This window comes from Blautia sp. AF32-4BH (genome assembly GCF_003460565.1).
Lineage (GTDB): Bacteria > Bacillota > Clostridia > Lachnospirales > Lachnospiraceae > Fusicatenibacter > Fusicatenibacter saccharivorans.
Genome location: NZ_QTVL01000008.1, coordinates 77,598 through 91,668 on the forward strand (window position 1 = coordinate 77,598; position 14,071 = coordinate 91,668).

A 14,071-nucleotide genomic window follows, 5' to 3' on the forward strand; every position below is an offset into this window, starting at 1 on the left:
GCTGGCAATCGTTTTAGATGGAGGAATTTTATGTGTAGATTAACGGAATTAGGTATAAAAGATAACGATAATAGATTGATAGCATATATTAATGGAGAGTTAGATGAAATTAAGAAAAATGTTGGGATTGATGATGAAAAAATAATACATTTAAAAGAAGAGTTAGCATATTTTACTATTAAAGAGGTTGAATTTGGAAAAAATGAAGGACAGTGTAGATTGCTTTTTAGAGAAAATTTGTTAAGACAGATAAGCTTTGTACCAAATATGAGTGAGTATATACGAGAACTAAAGCAAGTTACAAGACAGGGATTATATTCTTGCGTATATAAGGCTTATAGAGAAATGAATGAGTATATTAGTTCATTAAATCTTGTGTGTGTAGAGGATGGAGAAAGAAGATCAATTTATGAAAAAGGCCAACTAAGGATGATAGTTGCTATTGATAATACAAATGAATCTGTTTGCGTTGTGCAGGAGGCTATAAATGAGTAAATCATGCGCTGAAATAGCGACTGGATGGCAAGGAACAGAAAATTTTCCCGGACATGATATTTATCAAAATGGCATTATTCGTGATGATTGTACTAGAATATATATGGCTGGCTGGCAAAATGATTGGGCGAGGGCTACATATATCGATGATAAAGGAATAGAACATTTAGCAGCTTCAGGTTATTTTACTGATCAAGCAACAATTGATAGTTGCATGAATGGTGAAAAACTCAATACTAATGAATTAGATTCCGCCCTTCAAACAAAATTATCTGATTTTTCAACATCGACATATGAAAATGGAAATAAGATTCAGGGCAATTTTCAAGCACATTCAAATGTTTCAGCATATGATATTGATCATAAAAGATTGGCAGAATTAAAAACAGAAGATTCGAATTTGTATAACCGCTTGACCAATCCAGACGGCCTAAGCCCTAATGGTGAAGGAATAAAGGTGGCATATGGACAAGCAGAAGCGAATCCGCAGCATGGTTCAGGGGGTGGAAATCAGTATTACATTGATCCTCAAACATTCAAGGATGCTGAGAATGCAGGAGTATTTAATTATAATCAAGGTGCATCATTTAGCACAGATAGATCTACTGGACGGGAAATAGAACGAAATGATATTTCAGCAAAAGAATATGGAGCTTTTGATGATGGAAAATATAATAATGATTTAGTAGAAGCGATACAGGCTGATAAAAAAAGGATGACATCTATTGCTGATGAAAGGGAACGTTCTGGTCAGAGTGAAGAAGATCGGATAAATTCTCAATGTGCGCTTGAAAATCCAAGCAAACCATATGTTACATATTCAGATCCAGCGTATAGAATAAATTATGGTAGGAATGATGAAGAAGCAGAAGGGCAGGACAACAGAGAAGCAACCGAGAAGTCTGGAGACCAAAATAATACAGAGAAAAATGAAGCAGTAGAAAGCCAGAATCTATCTGCAGATTCAACCGTTGACCAAGAAGAAAAAACAGAAGAAAGTCAAAATACGATGGAAGAAGGCCAGAATGATTCAGAAGAAAACGGAGAGGATATCGATTCGAGTGTAAGAGAAGATGGCGAAGAAGCTGATTCACAGAATGGCACAGGAACGGAAGAAGTAGGAGAGTCTGCAGATTCAACCATTGGCCAAGAAGGCGAAAAAGAAGAAAATCAAAACGAGATGGAAGAAGGCCAGAATGATTCAGAAGAGAACGGAGAGGACATTGATCCGAACGTAAGAGAAGAGAGCGAAGAAGCTAATTCACAGAACGGTACAGATTCGGAAGAAGTGAGGGATGATCTGAATCAGGCTGTAGGAAGCGAAGGAGAAAATCCAGATTCTACTGGCAATGAAGACGTAGAAAGTCAGAACAACAGTGAAGCAACCGAGCAATCTGAGGAGCAAAACAATACTGAGGAAAGTGGAGAATCCGCAGATTCAACTGTTGACCAAGAAGGTGAAACAGGAGACAGCCAAAACGCGATGGAAGAAGGGCAGAATGTTCCAGAAGAAAACGCGAACGAAAGAGAAGATGGCGAAGAAGCTGATTCACAGAAGGGTACAGATTTGAAAGAAGAGGGAGATGCCCCGAATCAGACTGTAGGAGTTGAAAGGGAAAATCCAGATTCTACTGGCAATGAAGAAGCAGAAAGTCAGAACAGCGGAGAAGCAACTGAGCAACCTGGGAATCAAAACGATGCCGAGGAAAGCGAAGGAGTAGAAAGTCAGAATCCAACCCAGGAAAGTGGAGAATCCGCCGATTCAAACGTTGGGCAAGAAGGTGAAACAGGAGAAAGCCAAAACGAGATGGAAGAAGGGCAGAATGCTCCAGAAGAAAATGGAGAGAACGTTGCTCCGGATGAAAGAGAAGATGGCGAAGAAGCTGATTCACAGAAGGGTACAGATCCGGAAGAAGAGGGAGATGCTCCGAATCAGGCTGTAGGAGATGAAGGAGAAAATTCAGATTCTGCTGGTAATGAAGAAGCAGAAAGTCAGAACAGCGGAGAAGCAACTGAGCAACCTGGGGATCAAAACGATGTAGAGAAAAGTGGAGAAGTAGAAAACCAGAATCTAACCGAGGAAAATGGAGAGTCTGCCGATTCAGCTGTTGGCCAAGAAGGTGAAACAGGAGAAAGCCAAAACGCGATGGAAGAAGGGCAGAATGCTCCAGAAGAAAATGGAGAGAACGTTGCTCCGAACGAAAGAGAAGATGGCGAAGAAACTGATTCACAGAAGGGTACAGATCCTGAAGAAGAGGGAGATGCCCTGAATCAGGCTGTAGGAGATGAAGGAGAAAATCCAGATTCTGCTGGTAATGAAGAAGCAGAAAGTCAGAACAGCGGAGAAGCAACTGAGCAACCTGGGGATCAAAACGATGCAGAGGAAAGTGGAGAAGTAGAAAACCAGAATCTAACCGAGGAAAATGGAGAGTCTGCCGATTCAGCTGTTGGCCAAGAAGGTGAAACAGGAGAAAGCCAAAACGAGATGGAAGAAGGGCAGAATGTTCCAGAAGAAAACGGAGAGAACGCTGCTCTGAACGAAAGAGAAGATGGTGAAGAAGCCGATTCACAGAAGGGTACAGATCCGGAAGAAGAGGGAGATGCCCCGAATCAGACTGTAGGAGATGAAGGAGAAAAGCCAGATTCTACGGGTAATGAAAACGTAGAAAGTCAGAACAACAGTGAAGTAACTGAGCAATCTGAGGAGCAAAACAATACAGAGAAAAGTGGAGAAGTAGAAAACCAGAATTCAACCGAGGAGAATGGGGAGTCCGCCGATTCAACCGTTGACCAAGAAGGCGAAAAAGAAGAAAATCAAAACGAGATGGAAGAAGGCCAGAATGCTTCAGAAGAAAGTGGAGAGGACGATGCAAGCAATGCACTCAACACTGCGAAAGGAGATAAAGAAGAGGAGAATCAAAACACAACAGGAGAAAGCCAAAGTCCAACAGAAGAAAATGAAACAGAAAATAATCAGAATAGCGCTGCAAAAGGAACAGAAGATAACGATCAAGAAAATTCTGATAACAATGTGAAAAACGGAGAATACGGAGAAAATGCCGCTCAGGGAATGCCAAATGACTCAGAAAACGCTCAAGAAACCGCTGGACAAGGAGAAAATATGTCTGAAGGAATGCCCACTAAGTCAGGCGAAGACCAAAGTAATGGAGAATGGGAAGGAAACGCTTCAGAAAAAATGCCAACGGAATCAGAAGAATCCCCAGAGGCAGGCGGGCAGAAAGCAGATACATCTGAAGAAATGCCGAATGAATCAGGAGGAGATCGAGAAAACGGAGGAGAGGATGGAAATACATCTGAAGGAATGCCAACTAATTCTGGCGAAGATCAAGGCAGCGGACAAATGGCAGCTGGTGCATCTGAAGGAATGCCAAGTGATTCCGGAACTTCTGGATCAAGTGAGGCACAAGCGCCTTCTACACCATCGCAGTCTGATGGAATGGGAATGTAGAACGAGTAATACATAAGGAGAAAAGTGTATGGCAATATTAGGAGGAAGTCGATTAGGACGGCCGAATACAAATATGAGTCAGCCGCATCAGAATGTTCAACAACAACCATCTGCGAATAGAGAAAATGAACCCTCTGAGAAAAATGTTACTTCAAAGGTAGAAAGAAATCAGAGAGATTCAGTTCTGTTCGGAAATGAATTAAAGCAAAGTGCGCCGGAGATTAGTGACTCATCACCAGTTATGTATTTTAAGGGAAAGGATAATCAGGGAATTCATAGAAACATACCTATTTCAAAAAGTGTACTGAGCAGACACTTAATGCTGATTGGGGGAATAGGAACTGGAAAGACAAATGCATTCTTTCAAATGTTGGATCAGCTTAATGAATCATTAACACAAGATGATGTGATGATAATTTTTGATACCAAAGGCGATTTTTACAAGGAATTTTATAGACCGGGAGATGTTGTAATCAGCAATGATGAAACTGCTGTTGGTCCAGATGGAAGGCCTGATTATTGGAATATCTTTAATGAAATAGCCGATGGAGAACAACAATATGCAAGCGTGCTTGAAATTGCAAAAAGTTTATTCAAGGAAGCCTGTGAGAAAACCAATCAGGTATTTTTCCCAAATGCGGCCAGAGATATTTTTATGTCTGTTATGCTTCATTTTTTACGATACAGTGAAAAATCTGGAAATAAAAACTATTTGAACAATGCTGCATTAATTGATTTTATTAAATCCAGAACTTCCACTGAATTGAGAGGAATGCTGCAGTCCTATTCTGACATGAGAGCTATGACCAGCTATATTTCTTCCGATGAATCACCACAGACACAAGGTGTTCTATCAGAACTGCAACAAATAGTCAGAAATATTTTTGTGGGTAATTTCTGTAAAAAAGGAACACTTGGATTAAGGGATCTGGTAAGGAAAAAGGGTGGAAGAAAAATTTTTATAGAATATGATCTCAGCTACGGTGAAATGCTTACACCAATATATAGTCTGATGTTTGATATGGCGATCAAAGAAGCACTGGGAAGAAGCAGAAGTGATGGAAATGTATATTTTATTACAGATGAGTTTCGACTTTTGCCCAATTTGGAGCATGTGGATGATGCCGTAAATTTTGGACGCAGTCTTGGTATAAAATTTATGATTGGAATTCAGAATGTTGAGCAGATATATGATAACTATGGAGCTGAACGGGCACATAGCATTATGTCTGGATTTTTAACTTCTTTGAATTTCAGAGTAAATGATCCTAAATCAAGAGATTTTATTAAAGAACAATTTGGAAAGAATAGAAAAATCGAAGTGTATTCTACCAATGTTCAAAGTAAAGGAATGGTAGAAGAACGGCGTGATGGCTATGTCGTTGAAGATTGGGATATAACAAACCTAAAGGTTGGACAGGCTATTATTGGATTTCCAGAGTATGAACCTTTTGTGTTCCAATTTGATTTATGGGATCAGAAATAAGATTTGAATTTTGAAGATGGGGGAGGGAGACCTCCCCTGTTGTGTATAAAAATAGTTTAAGTGTCCACAAAAACTTTGGAGGAATTTTTTGGATTTCAAAAAAAAAGTAAAAGATAAAACAATCTGGGTCAGTGAAGAAAATCTTCAGAACATCCTGCCCATTCTGAAAAAAGAATACCAGCTTTTACAGCAAAGCGTTCAAAACGATGATATCTGCGGAGCCTTATTCCGCCTGAAAGACATCTATGAAATCAGCATCAAACTGCCGTCTATCCTGTCGATCATCACAATCAGTGCCCGAATGGAAAGTGACCGTGCTTTTGTCCGAATGTCAGAGACGCAATTAAAGAAAGAACAAGAAGATTTTCTCACAGGCAGGGAAATGCCAGAGAGCGATTTCGAACTGCAGGAGAAATTTAGCTGCATCTTGTCGCGTATGGTAAAAGAACCGCTGTCGATCGGGAGCTGGAGAGAGATTGCTTCAAGTATCGTCGAGAATGCTGGTGTATTTGCGCTTGATGAGAATCTGAAAGAAATTCTGGAAAGAACTCTGCTGCTGTTTCAAGTCAAACCTAAAAAGATAAGGGAACAGGGGCGGTATGAAGATGTGGGGAACTGGCGAAATAAGACGATCGGTCACGGTACGCTTTTTATCAATACAGAAGCGTATTGGGAACAGGTCTACGACTTGGTACAGGGACTGTTCTTGTATTTTGGAGGGAATGGGAATACTCCTCTGAAGGAGTTTTATGGCCAGATTTCCATTGAAAAAGAGAGCGATGTTTCCAGTGTGCTGAAAGTAGGAGAACAGACGTACCCGATTTCGGAATATATTTATACTTTTGAAGAGAAAGACTATTTTTTTGATTCCTACTACAGTAGACAAAAATATGCCGAGATCACAAATTATCTGGATGCACCGCGGCGGTTAAAAAATAATCCTTATTATGCGAATATATATTCCATGCTGGATGGAAGAAAAAAATCCCAGCGAAGAAAAAAAGAACGGCAGATTACCAAGAGCAGTGACCGTGAAGCATATGCATGTCTGAATTGTGCGCCTGGCTATGAGAAACCGGAGTTTGTACTGGATGAAATCAGAACTTTTATGGAAGAACATGACAGAGGTGTTCTTCACATTCAGATGGAGCGAGGAATGGGAAAATCCACCCTGGCGCACGAACTGGATGGAAGATATCAGAGAGGAATTCTGCAGGAAGATTTAAAAGCGGTGGTGCGTGTATACCATATTCGTGATATGCAGTTTCGCGAGGAAGATCCGGCAAGAGACTTTTTTACCGCATTAAGTAGTAACTTGAGTTCCTTTGCCGGGGGGCAGCTGGAAATGGATAATGAAGACTATTACATAGACGGAAAAGATATCCGCCAGCAGATGGAACACGGAGGGGATGATGCGCCAGCAGCATTCTGCCAGTATCTGGAACTGTTCCGAGAGCGTTACGAAGAGGAGCTGACCGATCACGAGGGAACAGAGGAAAAACTGAAACTGGTTTACATCCTTGACGGAATCGACGAATTAGGCAGTAATGCAGGCTCTGTTCTGGATGCGATCCCAGATCCTGTCTTTTTGAATGCTCTTCCGGAAGAAAATCATATTTATTTGATTCTTCTTTCACGGATCCAGGATGAGGAAGATCTGCAGGGAACGGCAAGAGAGTGGATCAGAGAAGCGGAGAAAAAAGCTGGCAGGATTGTACGGTTTGACGGCGGAAATGAATGCTATCTTGCGCTGCTCAAAAAATATCTGCAGAAGAATTACAAAAAACTGTCGGATGAGCAGGCGAAGGATATCATAGAGAAGGCGCAACGGAAATTTTTGTATATCCGGCCGTATCTGGCAAGGGGAGACAGTGTGATGAAGGCAGATACGAAAATTACTGCGTATGATGTTGCGGCAAATTATATGGAAAAACTGCAGAAGCGGTATTGCGGAACCAGCCTTCATACCCTGCAGCTGATCAGCGCAGCAATCGCAGTTCTGGGATCTGCGACACTGAGGGAAATCTGTGAACTTGTGCTGTTTACCGGAATATCCTATGATGTCGTTGGTGTACTGAATGATATTCTTCCACTTTTGACCGTAAAAAGAGCCGCCGGAGAGAACCGGTATGAATTTGCGAATGAAGCGTATGGGCAGTATATATTCGAAAGTCTTTCGGAAGCTGCTGAAGAAGCAGTATGCAGATACCGGATCAGTCTGGTCAGCTGGTTTCAGACGGCAGACTGGAGAAAAGATGATTATGGAAAACAGTGGGGAGAGTACGTAAGGAGAGCATTAAGCGTTGATGGCGCCGCCAGATGGATGGGCTTTGGTGAGACAACGGAGGAATACATAAAAAGTCTGATTCGTATGAATTATGACAGAGAACCGCAAACGTATTATGCCAGCCAGATCACTGAAAACCTGCGGTGTGATGTTTTGCAGCAGATCAGACTTATGAATTACGAAAACCTGCAGATTTTGTCCGTGGAAGATTTTAGAAAAGTTCCTATTCAGTTTCAAAAACGTGAATACTGGTATCGTAAATCCAGTCGTCTGGCATATGAATATACACAGGGATTAATTTCACATTGTATTGAACATGGAAGTGTGGACGAGTGGTTTCAGGTATTCACAGCGGATCGGATGAATCTGAGATATGATCTTAACGCATATTCTGATGAACCAAGACTGGCCGCATTCCGGGAAATTATAGAAGCCTGGAAAGAGCAGGAAAGCGCTGTGACATTTTTGGTAAATCTGGTAAAACAGGATAGAAAGGACCAGAGAGGATTTTTTTACGGGAATTCCTACGGAGTTTATCTGGAGCAGCTTCTTCCAGTTGTTCGAGACGGCGCGCTTAGAAATAAAATTTATGATGGACTGCTGGATACCTATGATATGCTGGCGGATGCTGTTTCACAGCAGCCGGAGCTTGGGAAAATAGATCAGAACAGAAAAGAAACGATGCTTCGTATTTTAGAAATGGCAGAGCAGCAGAAAGAACTGGAAAACGATGAACGCATTTCGCGAATTAAAAAAGCTGTTTTCTGGGAAGATATTGTGAATCGCACAATCGTTCAACTGGAAGAACTGGCAGAAAACATAACTTTTTTCCGGCCAAGAGAATACAGCGATAAAATGTTTTTTTTGCAGTTAAGAGAGGAAACATTAACAAAAGAACAGTTGAAACGATATCAAATGGCGGTCGTCCGAAATGCTGCAAATCTGCTGGAATACCTTAAGAAAATTTTCAAGGGGCAGAATGTGGATGCAGTCTATCACTGGCTGAGGGAATCGTATTTTCGAAGAAATTTTGACTTCTTCCCACAGAAATTGGAAGGTCTGATCGTGGAATATCTGGAGCTTTTTGAGCAAGTAATCAAAATCTACGGAAAAGAAAATAAGGTGGAGCGGATTGGAAGACTTGAGGATACGTTTCTCTTTTTTCTTCGATATTATGATCAAAAGGTAAGAGAAAAAAGTATCGGCCTGTATTCGAGTTATATCGAGAAAGAAAAGGTGGATCGTCAACAGAAGATGACATCCTGGGAAAAAACGTATGCGCTGTATTGCAGCTCCGGTACATTTATTGCAAAGAAAGATGCAGGCGATGGAATTCCGATCGTCGTCAATCGTTTTACGGAAAAATATCTGCAGGAGCTGTACGAAGAGGATCTGGAAGCGTACGAGGAGTTAAACAGAAAAATCGAAGAAAGCTATGCGTCGATCCATTTTCGAGAAAATTATATTTTGGGGGATCAGGGCTGCCATTTCATGCTCATTCCTGATTATTATAACTGGATCTGGGTTCGGTATAACAGAAGTCTGGAAAAGAAAGATGGACGGACATCCGAAGAACTGTTTCAATGGCTGGAGTGTGAGTATGCATGCCTTCTGGAAAAAGTAACAGGGATGCTGAAAAGCGAGACAGATTTGATTCATAAAAGTGAAGTTATTATTGGAATAAAAAAAAATTCCAGAGAATTGCTCCATCTGGCAGAAATGATCCCGGATGAGATCGCGACAGCCGAAGGGACGAGGAGAGCGCTGTTGGCAGAATTAGAAGAGCTGGCTGAAAAGGCAGAGGAACCAGGCACAATCAAAAAAATGACAGAGGAAATGGAGTGGAGTTGGAGGCAGTAGCAAAAAACAGAAGAGAGAAGGGATCATTTTGGCATATAAAGAATTAATTGGAAGCTTTGATGAAGTGCGGAATTATATCAGAGAATTTTTTATTTATGGTATTAAGAAGCGCAGTGATTTTTCGGACAAGAGCGGAAGAACATACGACAATCGGCGCAGACAGATCGAAAGCTGGCTGGATGGTTATATGTCATTTCAGCAGTCTGCCTCCGGAAAAGCACAGATCATTTCTGTCGACAGCAGAGAGGTGGTTCACAACCCGCTTTATAAGGCATTTAAAACAAAGAACTTTTCCGATTATGATATCCTGCTGCATTTTTGCATTCTTGATATGCTGGCAGGAGGAAAAGAACTGGCGTTCCGAAACATTGCCGGTGAACTGCAGGAATATGGATTCTCCGGAGAGGAGAATGTGATTAATGAAAGAACGATTCGATTAAAATTGCAGGAGTATGAGAAACTTGGAATTCTAAAAGTCAGAACAGAAGGAAAGAAAAAGCAGTATTATTCTCTGTCGGCAGATGCGGTTGATCTGGTTTCCTGGCAGGATGCAATTGAATTTTTCTCTGAAACAGAGCCGATGGGCGTAGTTGGTTCCTTCTTGCTCGATCGAAAGGAGCTGGCGGGATGCCAGTCCAATTTTTGGTATAAGCATCACTATATGCTGCATGCCATTGACAGTGAAATTGTTGAAACAATATTGGAAGGAATCGCGGAAAAGAAATATCTGGAGCTTGTTACAAGCGGTAAAAAACATTCCGAGGAAAAAATTAAATTGTATCCGATTAAGTTATATGTCAGCACGCAGAATGGAAGAGAATATGTCCTGGGTCATGTGTCAGGAGCATCAGGGCTCGATTTCATTCGAGTGGACAGGATAAAAAAGGTTAAAACAGGAATAAGATGTGGCGAATATCAGAAGTTTGAAAATGAATATCAAGCGAGCAAATCTTATTTGTGGGGAGTTAGCTCTGGAAATGCGAAGGACATTACGCACATTGAAATGACAGTAAGGGCAGCGGAGGGCGAGGAGTTTATCGTGAGACGTCTGGAACGTGAAAAAAGAAATGGTCATGTCTATAAGATCACAGACCAGCAATATAAGTATGTTGTTGATACATACGATGCGATGGAACTAATGCCGTGGATCAGAACGTTTATGGGCAGAATTGAAAAACTGGAAAGCAGTAATCCGCAGCTGAAAAAGAAATTTGATCAGGATATGGAGCAGCTGTATTCCATGTATTTTGGGGAGGCGCAGAATGATATTTCATGAGATATATGGAAACTATTACCGCACGGTTGCAGAAATTCTGGATGCTGCTTTGAAAGAAGAGATTTCTGACAAGACGATCTGGAAAATTGTGAAAGAAAAGGCTTTTGCAGAAAGCAGCCTGACGATTCCAAAAGAATTATCGGAAAAAGGAAAATGGCCGCTTCTGAATGAAGAGAGAAGAGCAGTTGTCCACAGAAAAACCAGCATGCCGCTCACGATAGTGGAAAAACGGTGGTTAAAAGCTTTGCTGATGGATCCAAGGATAGCCTTATTCCAGCCGAATCAGACGGGGCTTGAGGATGTGGAACCGTTATTTCGACCAGAAGATATTGTGCTTTTTGATCAATTTGCAGATGGGGATCCGTATGGAGATGAAACCTATATTAAGATTTTTCGTCAGATCCTGTCAGCGGTAAAAAAGAAAAATTCCATCCGGGTTTTATATCCATTAAAAAATGGAACAGAGAAATGGATTAAATGTAATCCGGTTCGGTTGGAATACTCCTTAAGAGACGACAAATTCCGATTGATTTCGGTATACAAAGGAAGAATTAATACAATCAGTGTTTCCAAAATCCTCCAATGCGAAACCATCGGATCTTTCAGAGAAGCGAAGATAAAAGAAGAAGTGCATGACAAAAGAACTGTGGAACTTTTGGTAAAGGATGAAAGACAGGCACTGGAAAGAGTTATGATGCAGTTTTCGATTTATCAGAAAGCTACGGAAAGGATAGAAGAAAATAGCTACAGAATTACACTGACCTATGAAGCAGAAGATGAAATCGATCTTATGATTCAGATTTTGTCGTTTGGAACAAGCCTGAAGGTTGCTGGTCCGGAAGCCTTTGTGGAACAGATAAAAAACAGATTAGAGATGCAGAAACGTTGCGGCCATTGAGGTCGCAACGTTTTTTGCACAAAAAGGGGTTGCCGAGCGCCTATACTGGGATTCATCAAAGAGCAAATTATGCCTGTAAAAAACACAGATGAAAACCGGGAGGAAACGGAGCATGGAACTTTCAAGAGAAGACAAAATGATCAAACAGCTTTGCAAAACATTTAAAGAAGACACAGATTCCTATTGGCTGAACACGCAGAGATATATTGAAGTGGCCGCAAAATATAACTTCGATCCAAGAAGAATGCAGATCAAAATGGAAATGCTGGATCTCGGTGTAAACGAAAAAATTCCAAGCAAAAAGACGATCGGACGTGTGATGGATTACTGCAGAGGTCTTGTACGGAATAATTACAAAGATCCATCCATTACCATCTCGACCATCAAACTTCTCGGAGAAGCGTTATGTGGAGATGCCTATGCCTTTCTGATCAAAATAGAAAGAGAAAATATCCTGAAAGTAGGCATGGAGGTGCAGGAGATTTACGGCGAGGGAAATTTAAACCATGTGTATGCGATGATGAACGAGCTGATCTACTGGATTGCCGAATCACAGTATTATAACTATAAACCGGGAACGGAAGAAAACGGAGAAGCGTTTTTCGAGAAAAAAATCTGGGCAATCCGAAAAGAAATTGATAACCGTTTCTGGAACAACAGAGAGTACTGCGAAAAGCTGCATCGACTGGCTGACGATGTGGAACATCTTGTCTGCGTGTGTGAGATTCCTGGCGTGGCGGAGCGCTGGTATAAGGTAAATCCCAAACTGCGGTATTTCGACTGCGTATTCCAGTTTGTCGAAGAAAACCAGGATCTGTATCAGCAGATTAAACAGGGAAAATTTAACGACGAGGAAGGCTTCCAGATTGGCTTCCGCTTTGATCCGGATGAGGCAGAGATCGAACGGCAGAAGCAGTATTTTGCGGAACAGAAAGAAAAAGCAAGAAGAAATCATATGAAATTTTCCAAGACAAGATTGTATCAGAGAGAAGTTGCAGCGGCATTCCGCGAAATGTTCCGGAGAGAGTTTAGCTGAGAAAAAAATGAATGCATTCTGCAAGATAGTATACAATGCAGAATGCATTGAAAAACAAAACGAAATATATTACACTGAAAGAAAGATTTAAAGGGAGGAGTGTTTCGAAATGGAAACAAAGAACAAAAAAAGAAAGACAGCCATTATGCTTGCAGTGTTTGGCATTGCCATTGTCTGCATCTGTATCATCGGAGCTTTTGCGAAAAAAGCGTATGATCGCCATCAGGAAGAGCTTCGCTTACAGGCGGTTGAGACGAAAGACAGTGAGATTGATGAGGCGTATCAGAAGTTTGAAAAAGAAGAAGACCGGGATAAAAAGCTGGAAGCACTGAAACAAGAAATGGAGAGTGCAGAACAGTACAAAAAGACAGAAGACGCTTATGAGGAATGCTCCGCACATTATGAAAAAATCATTGCGCAGATGAAGAATTCCTTTGTTTCTGAATATGACGATACCATCAAAACTATTGCGGATAAAATCGGCGATGAGGTTGAAAAAGAGGACGATAAGGAAGCACTCAAAAACGCCGCCAGTGAATTTACGGTATTCAAAGATACGTTGAAAGGTGATTTCGAAAATTATAATACCATCGAGCAGGACAGCTTTGACGAATATAACAGTACGATTGATGAATACGTGAAGAAATACAATGACAGAATAACTGTGATCGAAAAAGCAGAAGAAGAGGCTTGGAAGAAAGCTGAGGAAGAAGCAAAGAAAAAGGCTGAGGAAGAAGCGAAAAAGAAAGCGGAAGAGGAAGCAAAGAAAAAAGCTGAGGAAGAGGCGGCTGCGAAAGCCGCGCAGGAAGAAGCAGAACGAAAGGCGGCGGAGGAAGCGGCAGAGCAGAGTGCTGGATCGTCTTACGGTGGTGGAAGTGACTATAGCTATGATGAGAGCAATGATTATAGCTACAGTGGTGGAAGCTCCAATTCTGGCTATAGCGATTCTGGTTCTGGCAGTGATTACAGTGGTGGGGCAAGTTCTTCTGGTGGAAGCTCAAGTGGTGAAATCCATGATGAATGGTATGGAGGATGGACCGATGAGAAAGGTAACGAGTATAACGATTATTATGATCCTAATACAGGAAATTCATATGATTCTAATGGAAATTTTCAAGGAAACATGAACGATTGGCTTTGGGATTAATAGCTATTTTCTTTTACTTACAACGTCAGAGACATTGCCAAAGCAAATAAAACCAGCTAAAATAGAAATCAGAACATAAGCACAGCCGCAGGTGTCAAAAGCCGCAAAAGTTGGAAA

8 protein-coding genes are annotated in these 14,071 nt (G+C 41.2%); all 8 read left to right on the forward strand.

The window, feature by feature from the left end; genetic code table 11:
* Positions 1-30 precede the first annotated feature (30 nt).
* Complete coding sequence (locus DWZ44_RS11360; RefSeq protein WP_117804892.1) at positions 31-495, forward strand: hypothetical protein; 465 nt, start codon at positions 31-33, stop codon at positions 493-495.
* Entirely contained in the window at positions 488-3,964 is a 3,477-nt protein-coding gene (locus DWZ44_RS11365) for a hypothetical protein (RefSeq protein ID WP_147342477.1), read from the forward strand. The genes DWZ44_RS11360 and DWZ44_RS11365 overlap by 8 nt, the downstream gene beginning before the upstream one ends.
* Positions 3,965-3,992: 28 nt before the next feature.
* Positions 3,993-5,450: a type IV secretory system conjugative DNA transfer family protein gene (locus tag DWZ44_RS11370; protein ID WP_117804894.1), complete on the forward strand. Its 1,458-nt coding sequence runs from the start codon at positions 3,993-3,995 to the stop codon at positions 5,448-5,450.
* Between the two features lie 88 nt (positions 5,451-5,538).
* Positions 5,539-9,597: a hypothetical protein gene (locus DWZ44_RS11375; protein ID WP_117804895.1), complete on the forward strand. Its 4,059-nt coding sequence runs from the start codon at positions 5,539-5,541 to the stop codon at positions 9,595-9,597.
* Between the two features lie 28 nt (positions 9,598-9,625).
* A complete protein-coding gene (locus tag DWZ44_RS11380) occupies positions 9,626-10,873 on the forward strand; it encodes a WYL domain-containing protein (protein ID WP_117804896.1) in 1,248 nt (415 codons plus the stop codon).
* Positions 10,860-11,771: a WYL domain-containing protein gene (locus DWZ44_RS11385; RefSeq protein ID WP_117804897.1), complete on the forward strand. Its 912-nt coding sequence runs from the start codon at positions 10,860-10,862 to the stop codon at positions 11,769-11,771. The genes DWZ44_RS11380 and DWZ44_RS11385 overlap by 14 nt, the downstream gene beginning before the upstream one ends.
* Positions 11,772-11,883: 112 nt before the next feature.
* Positions 11,884-12,807 (forward strand): hypothetical protein, encoded by a 924-nt coding sequence (locus DWZ44_RS11390; RefSeq protein WP_117804898.1) that lies wholly within the window; start codon positions 11,884-11,886, stop codon positions 12,805-12,807.
* 109 nt (positions 12,808-12,916) lie between these two features.
* Positions 12,917-13,954, forward strand: coding sequence for a hypothetical protein (locus tag DWZ44_RS11395; protein ID WP_117804899.1), 1,038 nt, complete (start codon positions 12,917-12,919; stop codon positions 13,952-13,954).
* The last annotated feature ends 117 nt before the right edge of the window (positions 13,955-14,071 follow it).